Source organism: Amycolatopsis halotolerans, assembly GCF_042647905.1.
GTDB classification, from domain to species: Bacteria; Actinomycetota; Actinomycetes; order Mycobacteriales; family Pseudonocardiaceae; genus Amycolatopsis; species Amycolatopsis halotolerans.
Map to the genome: position 1 here is coordinate 1 of NZ_JBHRWI010000039.1, position 17,376 is coordinate 17,376.

Annotated in this window: 17 protein-coding genes; 11 read left to right on the forward strand and 6 right to left on the reverse strand. The window is 69.7% G+C overall.

What is annotated here, in order from left to right:
• The 11 genes from ACFORO_RS29075 to ACFORO_RS29125 all read left to right on the forward strand — a co-directional run.
• A partial coding sequence (locus ACFORO_RS29075) for a phosphopantetheine-binding protein (RefSeq protein ID WP_377896671.1) occupies positions 1 to 469 on the forward strand: 469 nt, incomplete at its 5' end.
• Between the two features lie 29 nt (positions 470 to 498).
• Positions 499 to 726, forward strand: coding sequence for an MbtH family protein (locus ACFORO_RS29080; protein WP_377872170.1), 228 nt, complete (start codon positions 499 to 501; stop codon positions 724 to 726).
• 14 nt (positions 727 to 740) lie between these two features.
• Entirely contained in the window at positions 741 to 1,724 is a 984-nt protein-coding gene (locus tag ACFORO_RS29085; protein ID WP_377872171.1) for a TauD/TfdA family dioxygenase, read from the forward strand.
• Positions 1,721 to 2,719: a class I SAM-dependent methyltransferase gene (locus tag ACFORO_RS29090; RefSeq protein ID WP_377872172.1), complete on the forward strand. Its 999-nt coding sequence runs from the start codon at positions 1,721 to 1,723 to the stop codon at positions 2,717 to 2,719. The genes ACFORO_RS29085 and ACFORO_RS29090 overlap by 4 nt, the downstream gene beginning before the upstream one ends.
• Positions 2,716 to 4,005: an MFS transporter gene (locus ACFORO_RS29095; RefSeq protein ID WP_377872173.1), complete on the forward strand. Its 1,290-nt coding sequence runs from the start codon at positions 2,716 to 2,718 to the stop codon at positions 4,003 to 4,005. Before ACFORO_RS29090 ends, ACFORO_RS29095 begins: the two co-directional genes overlap by 4 nt.
• Positions 3,998 to 5,779 (forward strand): non-ribosomal peptide synthetase, encoded by a 1,782-nt coding sequence (locus tag ACFORO_RS29100; RefSeq protein ID WP_377872174.1) that lies wholly within the window; start codon positions 3,998 to 4,000, stop codon positions 5,777 to 5,779. The genes ACFORO_RS29095 and ACFORO_RS29100 overlap by 8 nt, the downstream gene beginning before the upstream one ends.
• Positions 5,776 to 7,692, forward strand: coding sequence for a B12-binding domain-containing radical SAM protein (locus ACFORO_RS29105; RefSeq protein WP_377872175.1), 1,917 nt, complete (start codon positions 5,776 to 5,778; stop codon positions 7,690 to 7,692). The genes ACFORO_RS29100 and ACFORO_RS29105 overlap by 4 nt, the downstream gene beginning before the upstream one ends.
• Positions 7,682 to 8,815, forward strand: a complete 1,134-nt coding sequence (locus tag ACFORO_RS29110; RefSeq protein ID WP_377872176.1) for an acyl-CoA dehydrogenase family protein — start codon at positions 7,682 to 7,684, stop codon at positions 8,813 to 8,815. The genes ACFORO_RS29105 and ACFORO_RS29110 overlap by 11 nt, the downstream gene beginning before the upstream one ends.
• Before the next feature lie 37 nt (positions 8,816 to 8,852).
• Positions 8,853 to 9,638 carry a thioesterase II family protein gene (locus ACFORO_RS29115; RefSeq protein WP_377872178.1) on the forward strand — a complete coding sequence of 262 codons (786 nt, stop codon included), beginning with the start codon at positions 8,853 to 8,855 and terminating at the stop codon, positions 9,636 to 9,638.
• Complete coding sequence (locus ACFORO_RS29120) at positions 9,635 to 10,621, forward strand: ornithine cyclodeaminase family protein (RefSeq protein ID WP_377872180.1); 987 nt, start codon at positions 9,635 to 9,637, stop codon at positions 10,619 to 10,621. Before ACFORO_RS29115 ends, ACFORO_RS29120 begins: the two co-directional genes overlap by 4 nt.
• Positions 10,618 to 12,948 (forward strand): condensation domain-containing protein, encoded by a 2,331-nt coding sequence (locus tag ACFORO_RS29125; RefSeq protein WP_377872181.1) that lies wholly within the window; start codon positions 10,618 to 10,620, stop codon positions 12,946 to 12,948. Before ACFORO_RS29120 ends, ACFORO_RS29125 begins: the two co-directional genes overlap by 4 nt.
• A gap of 545 nt (positions 12,949 to 13,493) precedes the next feature.
• On the opposite strand, the gene ACFORO_RS29130 is transcribed toward ACFORO_RS29125, so the two are convergent.
• From ACFORO_RS29130 to ACFORO_RS29155, 6 genes are all read right to left on the reverse strand, one after another.
• Positions 13,494 to 14,099 (reverse strand): GtrA family protein, encoded by a 606-nt coding sequence (locus ACFORO_RS29130; protein ID WP_377872182.1) that lies wholly within the window; start codon positions 14,097 to 14,099, stop codon positions 13,494 to 13,496.
• A gap of 59 nt (positions 14,100 to 14,158) precedes the next feature.
• Complete coding sequence (locus ACFORO_RS29135) at positions 14,159 to 14,587, reverse strand: lasso peptide biosynthesis B2 protein (protein WP_377872184.1); 429 nt, start codon at positions 14,585 to 14,587, stop codon at positions 14,159 to 14,161.
• The gene (locus ACFORO_RS29140; protein ID WP_377872185.1) at positions 14,584 to 14,838 is read right to left on the reverse strand and encodes a lasso peptide biosynthesis PqqD family chaperone; all 255 of its coding nucleotides are present in this window, start codon (positions 14,836 to 14,838) and stop codon (positions 14,584 to 14,586) included. Before ACFORO_RS29140 ends, ACFORO_RS29135 begins: the two co-directional genes overlap by 4 nt.
• Positions 14,835 to 16,604 carry an asparagine synthase-related protein gene (locus tag ACFORO_RS29145; protein ID WP_377872186.1) on the reverse strand — a complete coding sequence of 590 codons (1,770 nt, stop codon included), beginning with the start codon at positions 16,602 to 16,604 and terminating at the stop codon, positions 14,835 to 14,837. The genes ACFORO_RS29140 and ACFORO_RS29145 overlap by 4 nt, the downstream gene beginning before the upstream one ends.
• An 87-nt stretch (positions 16,605 to 16,691) precedes the next feature.
• On the reverse strand, positions 16,692 to 16,838 hold the full coding sequence (locus ACFORO_RS29150) for a lasso RiPP family leader peptide-containing protein (RefSeq protein ID WP_377872187.1): 147 nt from the start codon (positions 16,836 to 16,838) through the stop codon (positions 16,692 to 16,694).
• A gap of 276 nt (positions 16,839 to 17,114) precedes the next feature.
• The gene (locus ACFORO_RS29155; RefSeq protein ID WP_377872188.1) at positions 17,115 to 17,375 is read right to left on the reverse strand and encodes a lasso peptide biosynthesis PqqD family chaperone; all 261 of its coding nucleotides are present in this window, start codon (positions 17,373 to 17,375) and stop codon (positions 17,115 to 17,117) included.
• Position 17,376 lies beyond the last annotated feature (1 nt).

A 17,376-nucleotide genomic window follows, 5' to 3' on the forward strand; every position in this document is an offset into this window, starting at 1 on the left:
CCCCCAACTCACCACCTACCTCACCACCACCCAACCCATCGACACCCGAGAACTCCGCGCACTGCTTGAGGAATCGCTGCCGGAGTACCTCGTGCCCGCCCATCTCGTCGTCCTCCCTCGGATGCCCCTCACGCCCACCGGAAAGATCGACGTCGCGGCACTGCCCGCCCCGGTCGTGCGGGGTGCCGGATCGGGATCGGCGGCCGACGAACGAGAACGGGTTTTGTGCCGGCTGGTCGGCGAGGTCCTCGGAGTGCACCACGTGGGCACCGAGGACAACTTCTTCGATTTGGGCGGGCACTCCCTGCTCGCCACCCGGCTGATCGGCAGGATCCGCACCGAAATCGGGGCCGAGCTCACACTGCGCACGCTCTTCGAGCACCCGACGATCGCCGGTTTCGCCTGCCGGCTCACCGCCGCCAGGACCCGGCCGCGGCTGCACCGCGAGAACGTATCCGAAAACCCCTGACGCACGACGAATCGGAGGAAGGACCGCAGATGGCCGAGTCGACCAACCCGTTCGACGATCCCGAAGGCACCTTTCTGGTGCTGATCAACGACGAGGAGCAGTACTCGTTGTGGCCGCAGTTCGCGAACGTGCCCGACGGCTGGCGGACGGTACACGGTCCCGGCCCGCGGCAGGACTGCCTCGATTACATCGAAACCCACTGGACGGACATGCGCCCGGCCAGCCTCGTCCGTGCCATGGCCGACCGAGAGAGCTGAACGGCGGGAGCCCTATGGAGCGCACGACCATGCTTGCGGACGGCCGCGCGGTGGTCCTGACGGCGGAGGAAGCCGAGGCGTTGACCCGCCTGACCGGCGAGCTCGCCGACGGAACGGCATTGGAGAGTCCACTGTGGATGAACCGCGCGCGGACCGCCTCGTGCGCCTTGCCGACCAGGATCGGCGCAGCGCTGCGCCGGTTCCGGCACGACGCCGGCGAGGACGGGGTGCTGCTGGTCAAGGGACTCCCCCTGGGGCCCGTCCCTCCCACCCCTGGCCGCTACGACAGTCTCCAGCTGTACGCCACGCAGCCGGCGGCGCTCCTGGTGTCGCTCGCGCTCTGCATCGGCGAGCCGGTCGGCTTCGCGGACGAAAAGGGAGGCAGTCTCGTGCACGATGTGGTGCCGGTTCCCGGGATGGCCGACTTCCCGGGCAATGCCGGGTCCGCGCCGCTTACCCTGCACGTGGAGAACGCGTTCCACCCGCACCGGCCGGACGTCGTCGGCTTGCTGTGCCTGCGCAACGACCACGACGACGCAGCCGCCCTTCGGACCGCGTCGAGCAGGCGGGCGGTCCGGCTGCTCGACAGCGGGACCGTCGACGTACTGCGAGAGCCTCGTTTCGTCACCGAAGCTCCGGCGTCGTTCGGGTCCGGCGAAACGTCCGCCGAGTCGCACGCCGTCCTGTACGGCAGCGTGGAGGACCCCAGCGTCCGCGTCGACTTCACCAGCACGCACGCGACCGACGACGCGGCGGCCGACGCGCTCGCCGAGCTGTCCGGGGCCTTGGAGGAGGTCCGCACCGACATGGTGCTCGCCCCCGGCGACCTCGCCCTGGTGGACAACCGGGTCGCGTTGCACGGCCGGTCGCGGTTCGCCCCGCAGCACGACGGGACCGACCGGTGGCTGCACCGGATCTTCGTCCACGTCGACTTCCGCGCTTCGCGCGCCTGGCGGCCGCGGGGCGGGCACGTGATCTCCGGGCAGGCGGTTTCGTGACAGCGCAAGCGATGATCGTCGACGGCCGCGACCTGGACGCCCAGGCTTCGGCGCTCCGGACCGTCTCCCCTCGGCTGCACGGCTGCCTCGACCCAGTCCGGCTCGCCACTACCGCGTCTACGGCCCTGGACGGGAGCGCTCGCGACTTCGGCCCGGAAACCGCCGGCGGCCGCGGCGGAGCCTACGTCCGGGCGCAAACAGCCCAGCTCGCCGCGCGAGCGGACGGCATCCGGGCGCTGCTCGGGCTCTTCGGCCCTGCCGTGCGCCGGCCGGACGCGGTGGTGCTGGACCTCCTGGGCGGCAACGGCTTGGTCCGCCAGGTCAACGACAGGCTCGGCCTGATCGACGCCGAAATCCTCACCTGCGACGGTGCGCCCCACATGGTCTCTGCGGCGTGGGCGCAGGGCAGCCCCGCAGTCCTGCAGCGAGCCCAGCACCTCGTCGTGCGGGACGGTTCGGTCGACGGCGTCCTGCTCGCCTACGGCACCCATCACATCCCTGAAGAGGAGCGGGCCGGAGTCGCGCTCGAAGCGCGGCGCGTGCTCCGGGCCGGTGGCGTCTTCGTCCTGCACGACTTCGAAATCGGCTCGCCGATGGACACCTGGTTCACCGAGATCGTCGATCCGCATTCGGCGACCGGGCACCGGTACCCGCACCTGACCCGGGCGATGATCGAGGACCACCTGGCCACGGCCGGGTTCGGCGGGTACCGCATTACGGAGATCCTCGACCCCTACGTGACCACCGCGCCGACACGCGAGGAAGCACGGCTCCGGCTCGGCCGCTACCTCACCGACATGTACGGCCTCGTCAAGGCCGAGGCCGAACTGGGACCGGAGGACGTGTCCGCGTGGGCGGCCCGGCGGGCCGAGGAGATCTTTTGCTTCACCACGCAGGACGGGAGGCGGGCCCGGCCGCGGTTCGAGCGCACCGCCGATGGGCAGTGGGCCTACCTGGTCCCCCGGCCGGCCCTGGTCGGAATGGCGGTCAAGTGACCGCCCCCCGATCCGGAGCCGGAGCCGCTGCCACCGCCCGCGGCGGCTCGCTGCGCGCGCTGTTCGGCCAGCGGAACTACCGGCTCTTCGCCTTCGGCCAGGTCGTGTCGATCACCGGAACCTGGATTCAGCGCATCGCGCAGGACTGGCTCGTCCTGCACCTGTCCGGCGGCAACGCGGTCGCCCTTGGCACGGCCGCGGCGATGCAGTGGGGCCCGACGCTGGTGCTCTCGCTGTGGGCAGGCGACGTCGCCGACCGCGTCACGCGGCGGCGCTTCCTGATGTTCTCCGGCTCGGTTCTGGGCGGATTGAGCCTCCTGTGCGGCGTCCTGGTGCTGACCGGAGCGATCCAGCTGTGGCAAGTGCTCGTGCTGTGCCTGCTGGCCGGCGCCGTGTCGGCGGTGGAAACCCCGGTGCGTGCGGCTTTCACTTCGGAGATGGTCGAACCGGGGCAGGTCGCGACGGCGGTGGCGGTGAACTCGGTGGTGTTCAACGTGGCGCGCGTGACCGGGCCGGCTGTGGCCGGCGCGCTGATCAGCGTGCTCGGCACCGGGCCCCTGTTCGTCGTGGACGCCGTCAGCTTCGGCGCCGTCGTCCTGGCGCTGCTGCGGATGCGTCCCGGCGAGCTGCGCGTCTCCGCGGTCCCGTCCCGGCGGACCAAATCGCTCCGGGAAAGCTACCGGGAAGTGCTGCGGCACCCCGGGCTCGGCGCTCTCATCACCCTGGTGTTCTGCCTCTCGGCCATGGGCACGAGCTTCGTGACGATCCTCGCGGTGGTCGCGACACAGGTGTTCCAGCGCGGTGCGGGCGGATTCGGCCTGCTCTCGTCGGTCCTCGCGGCGGGCGCCCTCGGCGGGGCCGTGGCCGCGACCCGCTACACCCTCCGCCACCGGCCGGGCACACGGTTGCTCGCCGCGATCGCGTGCCTGCTCGGGCTTGGGGAAGTGGTGATGGGTCAGCTGCCGACCTTCTGGACGTTCACCGCGATGCTGCTGTGCTGCGGGTTCGTCGCGCAGATGTTCCTGCCGCTTGCCAACAGCACGGTGCAGCTGTCCGTACCGGCCGGCCAGCGAGGCCGCGTGATGGCCCTGTACGGAATCGCCGTGGTCGGCGCCTACCCGGTGGGCAGCCTCGCCATCGGCTGGCTGGCCGAGGCCGCGGGCCCACGGGTCGCGATCGTCGCGGGCGGCGCGGCGCTGGCCGTCGCGGCGGTGGCGTACGGCCTGGTGACGAGGGGCGCGGAGATACCGCGTGGGAACGAAGGGCTGGAGGAGACCGATGGCTGACAACCGGAACACCGACGAACCGGCGTCCCGCGCGGCGCCGCCGGCGGTGCCCCTGGCCGTCCTGCGCCAGGCCGAACGGCACCCCGGAAGGCCCGCCGTCGAGCACGAGGGCGGCAGCTGGACCTACACCGAGCTGGTGCGGCACGCCGACGCCGTCCGGACCAGGCTCGTCGCACACGGCCTCCGACGGGGCGGGCGCGTGGCACTGTTGCTGGACAGGTCGCCGGAGCTCGTCGCCGCGGCACTCGGCGTGCTGCTGGCCGGCGGCACGTACGTCGGTCTCGACGTACGCGAGCCGCCCGCCCGGCTGGCCACGATGCTGGCTGACGCCGGGACGCCGCCCGTCGTCACCGACGAAGCCGGCGCGGCGCGCCTGCCGCCCGGGCACCCGGTGATCCCGGTCGAGCCCAGGCCCGGCAGCGGCACGCCGACGTCCGTGGAGCCGTTGCTCCGGCAACCCTGCTATGTCACCTACACCTCCGGCTCGACCGGAGCCCCGAAGGGCGTCGAAGTGACCCACGGCGGGGCGGCGAACCTCGTTCAGTGGTACGGCGAGCGGTTCTCGGTCGGGGAAACCGACCGGATGCCGCAAATCGCCAGACCGTCGTTCGACGGCTGGTCGCTCGAGGTCTGGCCGTGCTTGGCGCACGGCGCGACGCTGTGCATCCCCCCTGACCGCGTCTTCCGCTCGGCCGAGGGACTGGCCCGGTGGCTGAGCGACGAGCACATCACCGTGTGCTTCCTAACTACCGCGCTCGGCACCGCAGTCCTCGCCGAGCCGTGGCACGCATCGCGATCCCGGTTGCGGGCTTTCCTCGTCGGCGGCGAGCAGCTGCGCACCGATCCCCCGGCGCACCTGCCGTTCGCCGTCTACAACGTCTACGGCCCGACCGAGACGGCGATGCTGGCCACCTGTCACGACTTCGCGTCCGGCGGGGCTGCCTCGGGACCGCCGCCGATCGGGGTCCCGCTCACCGGGGTCACCGGGCACGTTCTCGACGAGCGGTTGCGGCCTGTTCCCGTCGGCGGAACCGGCGAGCTCTATCTCGGCGGACGCGGGGTCGCGCAGGGCTACCTCGACCGGCCGGGGCTGACCGCGGCGCGTTTCGTCGCCGACCCGTTCGCCGGCGGCCCGGCCCGGCTCTACCGCAGCGGTGACGTCGTCCGGTTGCTCCGCGGCGGCGCACTCGAATTCGTGGGCCGCGCCGACAGCCAGGTCAAGCTGCGCGGGTTCCGGATCGAACCCGGCGAGGTGGAGTCGGCGGCGCGCGCCCTGCCTCCGGTGGCCGACGCGGTGGCTGTCGTGCACGAGCCTGCCGCCGGAGGCGGGATTCTCGTACTGCACGTGATTCCCGCCGACCCTGCCGCGCCGCCGGAGCCGGACGCGCTGCGCAAAGAGCTCGCCGCGGTCCTGCCGGACTATCTGACTCCGGCCGCCGTGCGCGTGCTGTCCGCGTTTCCGACGAATGCGCACGGCAAGACCGACCGGACGGCACTGGCCGCGCTGTCCCCGCAAGCCGGTCCGGCTGCCGGCACCGGCCCCCTGACCGGCCTCGAAGGCCTGATAGCCGAACTGTGGTGCGAGGTGCTGCCCATCACCGCCGCCGACCGCGAGGACAGCTTCTTCGACCTTGGCGGCGACTCGTTGGCGGCGATGCGGGTCGCGGCCAAAGCCCGCAAGCGCGGACTTCGCCTCGGCGCCGAAGACCTGTTCGAGCACGAAGTGCTGAGCGAGCTCGCCGCCGCTCTCGAAGAAACGGAAGCGCAGGCATGAACACCGGCACCACGCGGGTCACCTTCGTCGAATTGCCATTGTACCCCAACACCCTTCCGCTGGCTTCCGGATACCTGCAGGCCTACGCCCAGCAGGATCCGGCGGTGGCCGCGGCGTACCGCTTCACCATCGTTTCGCAGCCGGCCGACACTCCGGTGGAGGACGTGCTGACGGCCCTGCTCGCCGAAGAAGACTCCGCCGTCTACGCGCTCAGCTGCTACCTGTGGAACATGCGGGCGATGACGCGCCTGCTGGACGGACTGCTCGAACGCCGGCCGGACGCCTACGTCATCCTCGGCGGTCCGCAGGTGATGAACCACGCCGCCGCCTACGTGCCGCCCGGCCGCGATCGCGTCGTCGTGTGCAATGGCGAGGGCGAAGCGACCTTCTCGGCCTTCCTCTCCGTGCTGCTCGCCGAAAAGCCGGACTTCGCGGCCGTGCCGGGAATCAGCTTCTACGACGGCGACACCCTCCGCACCACCGAGGAACCCGCCCGGCTCCGCGACCTCGACGAGATCCCGTCCCCGTTCGCCGCGGGAATCTTCGACGGCGGCGACTACACGTTCGCGGTGGTCGAGACCAACCGCGGCTGCCCGTTCAAGTGCTCGTACTGCTACTGGGGCGCGGCCACCAACGACAAGGTGTACCGCTGGGACCAGGACCGGGTGCTCGACGATCTCACGTGGATCAGCGAGCACGGGGTGGAAAGCGTGTTCCTCGCCGACGCGAACTGGGGCGCGCTGCCGCGGGACGTCGACCTGACGCGGCACCTCGTCGCGTGCAAGCAGCGCAACGGCTATCCGATGATGATTTCCATGCAGGCGGCCAAGAACCGGCCGGACCGTGTCACCGAAATCACCGAGCTCCTGGTCGAGGGCGGCCTGCTGGCCAGTCAGCCGGTGTCGCTGCAAACCATGAGCGACGAGACGCTGAAGATCGTCGACCGCGCCAACATCAGGGAAAGCACCTACGTCACCCTGCAAGCGAAGCTCAAGGAAAAACGGATCAGTTCCTACACCGAACTCATCTGGCCCCTGCCAGGCGAGACACTCCGGTCGTTCCGCGAGGGCATCGACCGGCTGTGCCGCTCCGGAGCCGACGCCATCGTCACCTATCCGCAACTGCTGCTGCACAACACGCCGATGCACGCGCAGCAGGAAGTACTCGGCATCCGAACCGTACGGGTGGACGACGCGGTGGCCGAAGCCGACGTCGTGGTCGGCACCAAGTGGGTCGACCGGGCGGACTACGACTCGGGGATCTGGTTCACCTACGCGGTGATCAGCCTCTACAACGGGCGTGCGGCGCAGTTCACCGCGCGGGAACTGGATCGCGACGGCACCTGCTCCTACGGGGACTTCCTCACCGCCGCCGCCGAGTTCTTCCGCGGCCGGGCCGACGATCCGATCTGCGCGTTCTTCGCCGACTCGGTGTCCGGGCTCCGCAACTACGACATCAACAACACCGGCAAGGTGCTGCACTACGTCCTGCACTCCCACCGCGCCGAACTCGACCGGTTGCTGCGGGACTTCCTGCGCGAGAAAGGCTGGCTGGACACCGCGCGCCGCCAGGCCGCCTTCGAACTGGATCTGCTCGCCCGGCCCTACGTCTACCGCGAACCCTTCGTCCCGCCGTCCCTTCCGTTGCAGCACCTCGAAATCACGTCCGCGTCCCGCTACGCCGTCGAACTGCGGGCTTCGACGGAGGCGCTCGACCTGCTGGGTGCGCCGGCCGGCGTCGGCCAAGTCCGGGCGGACCACGCGGGCCGCCGCAAGATGCCCTACCCGCGCCACCGCAGCCTCGACCACAACGCGGCCTACTGCCAGGCGATGATGAACCGGCTCCGCGACATCATGCCGTCCTGGTCCGCGCTGGCTCCCGACGGCCGGGCGGAGGTCTTCGATGCGGCGTGAGCTTTTCACCGCGGCACACAAGGACTTCCGCGCTCTGGTGCGGACGTTCCTGGAGCGGGAGGTGCTGCCTCGCTACCCGGATTGGGAACGCGCCGGGGCGGTCGACCGGGATGTCTGGCTGACGGCGGGCAAGCACGGCCTGCTCGGCATGGACCTGGCCGTCGAATACGGCGGCGGCGGCGCCGACGACTACCGGTACCACGTCGTGCTGGCCGAGGAGTTCGCAGCGGCCAGGGTGCATGCGCCGGCCCTGTCGCTGCACAACGAGGTCGTCGGCGCTTATCTGAAGGCACTCGCGACGCCCGAGCAGCGGGCACGATGGCTGCCCGGGTTCTGCTCAGGCGAACTGGTCACCGCGATCGCCATCACCGAACCCGACGCCGGCAGCGACCTCACGCGTCTGCGCACCACCGCACGGCCGGACGGCCGGGGATTCCGGCTCACCGGGCGCAAGACGTTCATCTCGCACGGCGAACTGGCCGACCTGGTGCTGGTGCTGGCCCGGACCGGCGAACGCGACACCGACTTCGGGCTGCTCGCTGTCGAGCGCACCGCCGCCGGGTTCGCCGTCGGCAAGCGCATCGACAAGCTGGGGATGCGCGCGCTCGACACGGTGGAAATGGCCTTCGAAGACGTGGCGGTCCCTGCCGCGAATGTCGTCGGGCGGCCGAGTCGCGCGATGGGCTACCTGCTGCGTCATCTCAAACAGGAACGACTGTGGATCGCGGTGTCCGCGCTCGCCGGAGCGGAGCGCGTGTTCGCCGACACGGTGGACTACTGCCGCGTCCGTGCCGTCTCCGGCGGCCCGCTGACCGCGCTCCAGCACACCCGCTTCGTGCTCGCCGAGCTCGCCACGGAGCTGTCGGTGGCCCGGACGTTCACCGACCGCTGCGTCGCCGCGCACGTCGACGACATGCTCGGGGCGGACGAAGCGGCGATGGCCAAGTGGTGGAACACCGAACTGGCGCAGCGCGTCACCGACCGCTGCCTGCAACTGCACGGAGGATACGGCTACACGCACGAGTTCGCGGTCGGCCGGGCCTTCGTCGACAGCAGGGTCCAGACGATTTACGGCGGCACGACCGAAGTGATGAAAGAGACCATCGCGCAGTCGCTGATCTGACGAGCGGACGCGCGCACGGCCGCGAAAGGGGCCATCGATGAGCACCAACCCGTTGTGGTATCAGGCCTTCGAGCCGCGCCCCGCGGCACAGGTCCGGCTGTACTGTCTCCCCTGCGCCGGCGGCGGCGCGTCGTCGTACCGGCCGTGGACGCCCTTCGTCCCGGAGTGGGCCGAGCTGCGGGCGGTCAGGCTGCCGGGACGGCAGGCCCGGCACCGGGAACCGTCGTTCGACGATTGCGACACCGCGGCTCGCGCCCTCGCCGGGTGGCTGTCCGAGGAGAACGCTCCGTATGCGCTCTTCGGCCACAGCATGGGCGCCATGCTCGCCTACCGCGCCACCAGGTTCCTGCTGGCCGACGGCGCCCGGCCGCCTGTGTTCCTCGCGTCCGCGTGCTGGCCCGTCCGGGGAGTCCCGCCGGAGACGATGCCTGCCACGAACGACGACGACGAGACGTTCTGCGCGAAGGTCGCCGGAATGGGCGGGGCGGCCTCCGAGCTGCTGGCCGACCCGGATGTCCGCGAACTGGTGCTCCCGGTCCTGCGCGCCGACTTCGCGCTGTGCCACAGCTATCAGTACCGCGAAGAGCCACCGCTGCCGATGCCCGTCTCCGTGTACGGGGGCGCGGACGATCCGGTGACTGTGGCCGACAGCCTCGGGGCCTGGAAAGCGCACGCCGACCGGCTCACCGGTCCCCGGCTTTTCCCCGGCGGCCATTTCTTCCTCCAAGAACGCACTGACGAGTTCGCCGGGATCGTGTTCGGCGAACTCGCGGCCGCACTGCGCACCGTTCCCCTTCCTGCCGACCAAGGAGCCCGCCCGTGATCGTGCTCAACCCCGCCGACGTGCGTGAGCTGCTTCCCATGGCGGACGCGGTGGACCTGATGCGGACCGCCTTCCGCGCGTTCAGCGACGGCGCCGTCGAACAACCTGTCCGGCACATGGTGCATTCCCCGTCGGGCGACGTGCTCGCGGTCATGCCCGCTCATGTCAGCGAAGGCGAATACGGGTTCGGGCTCAAGGCCGTGTCGGTCGTTCCGGAGAACGCCGAACGCGGGCTTCCGGTGCACGCCGGGCTGGTGCTGGTGTTCGACCACGCCACGGGTCAGCCCTGCGCACTGGCGAGCGGAGCCGCGATCACCGCCATCCGGACCGCCGCCGCGTCCGCGGCCGCCACCGACGCGCTCGCCCGCCCGGACGCGAGCACGCTCGCGATCCTCGGCTCCGGCGTACAGGCCCGGTCACACCTCGAAGCGATGACGATCGTGCGGCCGCCGAAAACGGTGTCCGTGTGGAACCACCGCCGCGAGACCGCCGAACGGTTCGCGGAGTGGGCAGGCGAGCGGGTCGACTGCCCCGTCGAAGTCTGCGCGACTGCGGCGGAAGCGGCATCGGGAGCGGACGTGGTGTGCACCGTGACCGCCAGTGCCGAACCCGTGCTGGCCGTCGCCGACGCCGGTGCTCACCTCAACGCGGTCGGCTCCTCCTTCCCGGACGCGCGCGAGCTGACCGGGGAACTGGTCGGCCGCTGCCGCGTCTTCGCCGACAGCCGCGAATCCGCGACCCGAGAATCGGGTGATCTTCTCGCCGCCGTCGCGGAAGGACACTTCGCGATGGACCGCATCCAAGCCGAGATCGGGGAGGTTCTCGCCGGGCGGCACCCGGGCCGCGAATCCGCGGACGAGGTGACGTTGTTCAAGTCCCTCGGGCTGGCGGCCCAGGACGTCTACTCCGGACTGCTGCTGCATCGCCGTGCCGCGGCGACCGGAATCGGCACCCTGCTGGACTTCGCCGACGCCGACGAATGAGCGCCGCCGAAGCGATCCCCTTGTCCTACGGCCAGGAAGGACTGTGGTTTCTGCACCGGCTGGACCGAGCAGGCGCGACCTACAACCTGCCGCTGCAGCTCTCGCTGTCCGGCGTGCCTGCCGAGGAAACGCTGCGCGCCGCGCTCGGCGACCTGCTGGACCGGCACGAAATCCTCCGCACGGTGTTCCGCGAGGACGAAGGCACGCCGGTCCAGCACATCCTCGAACCCCGGCCCGCAGGCTGGCCGCCGCTGCACGTCGTCCCGGCCGATGCCGGCGCGGTGGACGACCTGGTCGCCGACGCCGTCCGCGGTGAATTCGACCTTGCGACCGGGCCGTTGCTGCGCGCCTGGCTGTTCGTCTTCGCCGATGGCACCAGCCGCCTGCTGCTCGTGCTGCACCACACGGTGGCCGACGGCTGGTCCGTCGCGCCGCTGCTGGCCGACCTCTCCGCGGCCTGTCGCGCCCGGTCGCTCGGTGACGCTCCTGCCTGGTCCGAGGAACTGCCGGTGCAGTACGCGGACTACGCGCTGTGGCAGCGGGACCTGCTCGGCGACCCTGCCGATCCGGCTGGGCTGGCCGGTCTCCAGCTGTCCTTCTGGCACCGCCGGTTGAACGATCTTCCCGAGCCGCGGCCGCTGCCCATCGCCGGGCCGCGTCCCGAGCGTCCGGTGCTCGCCGGTGCGGCGGCGCCGTTCCACGTCGGTACGGCGAGCGCGGTCCGGCTGGCGGACCTGGCCCGCGAGCACCGGGCTTCGCTGTTCATGGTGTTCTACGCGGGCCTGGCCGCGACCTTGCACCTCGCCGGCGGCGGAGAAGACATCGTGATCGGCTCGCCGGTGGCCGGCCGCACTGACACCGCGCTCGAGCGGCTTGTCGGCTACTTCGTCAACACGCTCGTCCTGCGCGTCGAGGCGAGCGGCGACGACACGTTCTCCGCCCTGCTCGACCGGGCCCGCACGACCGTGCTCGCCGCGCAGGCCAACCAGGACGTCCCGTTCGAGCAAGTGGTCGAGGCCGTCAACCCGCCTCGCGCACCGGGCCGTCACCCGCTCTTCCAGATCGCTCTGCTCGTGCAGAACGACGCCACCGCCCGGGTCGAACTGGACGGCTGCACCGGCACGCTCCTGCCGGTGGGGACCGGAACCGCCAAGTTCGACCTGACGTTCGCGGTCGACGCGGGCGACGCTGCCGCCGGGTTCACCGGAACTCTCGAGTACGCCACGGCGCTTTTCGACGCCGTCGGCGCGGCCTGGCTCGCAGGCTTGTTCGAGACCGTCCTGGCACAGGTCGCGGCGGCTCCGGACCTCCCGCTGAGCACGATCGTGCCGCCGGACCGCCCGCGCCCGGCCCTGATGCCCGAAGAGACGCGGCGGGCCGCTCCGGCGGGCCGCGACGAAACGCTCGAGCGCCGGCTCTGTGCGCTGTTCGGGGAAGTCCTGGGTATCGCCGACTTCGATCCGGCAAGCAGCTTCTTCGACGAGGGCGGACACTCGTTGCTCTCCGCGAAACTGGCTCGCCGCGTCGAGCGGTCACTGGACCGCAGGTTCGACCTGTGGACGCTCGTGGCCGCGCCGAGCCCGCGAGAACTGGCCGCGCGGCTTTCGACAGGGGATGCGGCCGACGGCGTGCCGGCTCTGACGCTCCTGCGCAGCGGTGGCGATGCGCCGCCGTTGTTCTGTGTGCCCCCTGCCGCCGGCGTCAGCTCGGTCTACCTCGAATTGCCCCGGCACCTGCCCGCCGAAATACCCGTACTGGGGCTGGACTCGCCGCTGCTCGGCGTCGGACGGCGCGAGCAGTGGACGTTCGGCGACCTCGCGGCCGACCTCGTATCCCGCATCGGCTCGGTCCCCTCCCCTGGCGGTTACCGGCTGCTCGGCTGGTCGTTCGGGGGAAATCTCGCCCACGCGGCCGCTGCCGGCCTGCGGGAGGCAGGAGAACGAGTCAGCCTGCTCACGCTGCTGGACGCGCACCCGTGTCCTCCGAAGCCCGGCGGCGACGTACCGAGCGAAGGTGTCCTGCGCCGGTCGCTCGGTCTGTCTGCAACGGACGAACTGCCCGCGGAGCTGGACACGCTGGTGAATGCCTTCGCTGCTTCCCTCGCCGCGATGCCGCCGCGCCCCGCCGCCGTGTTCGATGGCGATCTGGTCTTCTTCCGCGCCCTTCGGAACCCCGAGCCGGCGGACCCCTCCCTATGGCGGCCCTACGTCGGAGGCCGCATCACCACCCACGACGTCGACTGCGCCCATGGCGAACTGACCGGACCTGCGGCTCTGCGCCGCCTCGGGCCGCTGATGACACGCGCTCTGCTCGCCTCGGCCGGGTGACCCGTCCCCCCGGGCACCGCACAGGCTCTCCTGGCCGGACCAGCGAATGCTCCTGGGCACCGATCCGATCACGCGGCAGCGGGTGTTCCGGCTCCACGGTCACACCGCGGATCTGGTTCCGCTTGAATGGCCGCCTCGCCCGGAGCGGGCCACCTGCAGGGATCGACTGCTGCGGGGCCCGACAAGTATCGCAAGCATCTCCGGAAATTTAAGCCAGTAATTGTGTAATGAGGAGCCTGGACGGAAATTGCGTGTCCCCGGCTTCCTTGACGCCGTCCCCGATGCATCCGAACAGGTCTGTGTCGCCGCAACGGCGGGCGGCGACGGTCGCACCGACACATCCCCGGGATGGAAGCCGATGCTTGCGGCGGCACTGCGGCCAAAGCAGCAAGAAGCCGCCGAGTTGGGCCGTCCCGTCCGCGGGACCTCGACGAACGTAAATCGCCGACGGGGAAGTCAGGCACGCGTCATACCGCAGATAACGCTGATCGGTGTTGCGAATAAAAGAGAAAACGAACGAGCTGGCTGGGCTGCGCTCGCCGGCGCTACCCGGCGGATCGCCGCTCCTCGCCTTCCGGCATCCCGTCGACGTCGAGACCGGGCCGCAGGGGCCTTCCCTGTCCGATGGCGTGCACTGGCCCCGGGTTCGCTGCCGCATCGCCCTCGACCGATTCGCGAGGAAAGACCCATTTGCGGAAAGCCCACCAGCGGAACACCATTGCCACCAACGTTCCGACTATGAGGCTGCTGATGAAATCGGCTGCTTCCTGGACGACCAGGGACACGACCGGAACGTGGAGTTGGAGCACGTATCGCGACAGATACAGCGGTGTCGAGTTCAGCGCTACCCCGACACCGCTGAGCACGAAGAACAACGCGGCTTCGTGCCGTCGCTCGCGAACGCGGCGGGAGCGAAAGGACCACTCGCGGTTCAGCACATACGAAACGATCGTCGCGACGATGGTGGCGACGATCATGGCGGTAACCGGCTTTTCCCGCAGGACCGTAAACTTTAGCCCGTAGTTGACGACGAACGTGACCAGAAAGCAGACACCGCCGACGAGCGCGAACTTGAGAAGTGCCCGATGCCGAAAAACGTAAGGACGCGCAAAAGCTGGCACAAGCGTCAGAACTTTCCGAAAAACCGGCACCTTCTGAAGTATACACAGGCTATTCCCCGGTATCGGGACGCCCTGCGGACAAGCGCGCGCTACGGCTTCGGCTCCACCTTGACCAGCGGGACGAACGCCTCGGCGACGTTGAGTTCGCCGACGCTGCATCCATCGGCTTCCGTCCACGCATGCGCACTGAACGGCGCCGCTCGCCGCACGCCCGCGCACCACGTCGGCCACGCTCCTCGGAATCGGCAGAGCAGCACGATCGCCAGCGATCGGGGCAGGCAGGCACGCAAAGCGCGCATTCCCATGCTCCCGGCAAGGATGTCTTCGCGGGAACGTTCCGCCTCGGCATAGGTGGCAGGTCGCACCCGCCAGCGCAGGCAGAGCAATATCCGGCGAATCTGCCTCGGCGGCAGCAACGCGAGCAAGCGGCCTGCCGCGATCGCGCATCGGGCGCCCAGCCTGGTTCTGATGGATCGGGGCGCGTTCGGCCGCCTGGCAACAGACATCTCGACGCTCATGACAGAAGCCCGGCCGCAGCGATCTTGCCGATAATGCTAGCAACGTCCGCCAAGGAACGGTCTTCGTCGACCTCGAACTTGCCGGCGACGATTTCCGCAGTCCGCTCCGGCGTCTCCCCTGCCACGAGCGCACGGACTATCAGCGTCGCTGTCGGGTTCATTTCCCAGTATCGGCCGCTTCTCTGGTCGAGCAGCACGGCACCGAACTCGGTCTCGGCCAGGCTGACATGCTTTTTCAAGACAAAACTCATCGTTCGCTCCTTGGCCGGGGCTTTTCCTGGCATCGGGCGCGCAGCCACGTTTCACAGGCCAGCGCGCCGGAGAGCCCGAGGTCGCTCGAGGCGAGCGGATCGGTCCGGGCGCACAGCGAGCGCAGACGTCCCGGATCGACGAGCCCGAGTCGCCCCAGCTGCGAATCTTCCCAGATCTCAGCAAGTTCAGCCTGATGGTGGCGCAGCCCGCGGACCGCGTCGACAGTCCCGTCCGCCTTCGTCGTGCGATCGAGGATCTGACCGGGCACGAGGTCGCGCATCGCACCGGCCAGCAGGGGTTTGTACCGCCACGCCGTAGCCCGGTGCTCAGGTGCCGCACCGAGTGCCGCATCGATCACCTGGTCGTCGAAGAACGGGGCATGGGTATCGACGCCCAGGCCGCGCGACATCCGGGCCAGAGCGCGGATGTCGCGGGTGCCCGAGCGGATCGCGCTGAGTTCGGCATGGGTTCCCCGCGAGGCTGCCAGCGGCGCGACTTGCGCAGCCAGCTCGCCGATCTCCGAGGCGATCATCTCCTCGGCGTCGGACGTCAACCAGCCGGGCACGTGAAGATCAGTGTTCCAGCCGAGCCTCGGTTCGAACATGTCGACCGCCTTGCCCGGCGTGAGATCAACCGCGGCGAAGGCTTCGGAAAACGTCTGGTTCCGGAGAACCGCGAGCACCGTGCGAGACAACGGCCACGAGCGGGAGATCCGGTACGCCCTGAGCTCTCGCAACGCCTTCGCCGGTTTTCGTCGCGCGAGGGTATGCCAGTGGGCTGGCGATCCGGTGAAGAGGTGGTCCCCGCCGTGGCCGGTGAGGTGGTGCCGGGCGCCGCGTTCTGCCATCCGCGCGACGATTCCCAATGCGCGCTCGCGGAAAACCGCCATGGCCGACGGTTCGTCGAGCGGGGCTCCCCCCGTGTTCATCCCGGCGTAGCACAAGGGGATCTCGTTCGCGGGGATCACCTCGTGCCGGACGCCCGGCAGGTGAGCAGCGGCCCGGCTCGCCCACAAGCTGTCGTCGACGGTGGAATCGGATACGAGCGCCGTGCAGGCGATGAGGGGCACGCCGTTCCTCGCCGCGAGAAAAGTCACCGAGGTGGAGTCGAACCCTCCGGACAATTCGGTGCTTACCTGACCGCCGAGCTGGGTCCGCACCGACACCGCCGAGCTCAGCGCGGCCCTGACCGCTGCGGCGCTCTCCGCCATTCCGCGACTCGCCTGCGGCGGGGTCCACCAGCGCCGGACCCGCACGCTCCGGCCGTTGCCGGCGACCTCGACGCAATGCCCGGGTTCGACCGGTGTCACGCCGGACCACAGCGGACGCTCGCTCAGCGGAAACGACGGCTGCAGCAGGCGAACTGCCAGCGTCGGCATCCGCAGCTCCGCTTGCGTCAGGTCCGCGAGCACGTCGGCTTGGTCGGCGACGACTGGGATGCCGTCGAGTTCGCAGTGGTAGACGCGTCGGAGACCGGACGCGGTGCCCTGGATCCGCATGCGGTCGCCCATCGCGATCGCGACGTGATAGCTGCCGGCATACTTCCGCGTGATCAGGTCCGAGTCGGACAACTGCCTCATCCTGCCGACGTCCTCGCGGAGTTCGCCTGCCTTCGCTGCGAAGCAGCCGATCAACGCGACGCTCGTCGTGCCCACGGTGACCGTCAGCAACTCGCCGTGGTCCCATCGACCGACCAGCCACGGCCTGCCGGACGGGTGCGGACTGGCGTACACGCCAAGTTCGGACAACCGAGGATGCAGGGCCACGGGGTCCGTGAACCTGTTGTCAGGCAGTACGACAAAGAACGGAACGCCGAAGCCCTGCATCGTGCACTCCCTACCCTGCTGCGGAAATCACCAGTCGCGGTTGAGCACAATTCCGTCGAATCCGAAATTGTTCAGCCCGTCGGTCTTTTCCCGAAACGAGCCGGCCGGACGAAGTTCCGGGCTCTCGTAGGCCGCCTTGGGTTCGGTCGATTCGGTGGTCATGTCGGCATCCATCATAAGATCCTTTCTGTCGATGACAGCATTAATCAACCTCGGCACACGGATCGACGCGAAAATACTTCAGTTCGACATCCGCGCAAGCGGCAATATCGAATTCAACCGTTTTCCGGTGCCATAAAAATGGTAGCAGTCGCACTAATTCTGGTCCACTTCGCTCAGCAGCGGCGCCACTCAGCTGACGTCGGCAGCCGGGCCGGATCAAGAAATCACCGGCCGCGTCACCTGAGCAGCACTCGTCCGTACCGGCTGCGAGAACTGCCGAGAAAACCTCTATCGGCCGGAGATCAGTCCGGCAGACTGCAATTGCCGGACGAAGTCCCGCATATCGCGCTCGACCGTATCGCGGTCGGCGCCCGAAGCGGCGGCAAGACGGTCTCTGAGATCCTCCGGCCTGCTGCCGGCGACGAGTTCGCGCAAGATTCCGGCAGCCGTGGAGTTGAGCTGCCAGTACCGGCCCTTGCGCTCGTCGAGCAGGACTACGCTGTCGTCGACCGAGGTCATGGTCACGTGGTCGCTCAACTGCAGTGCCAAC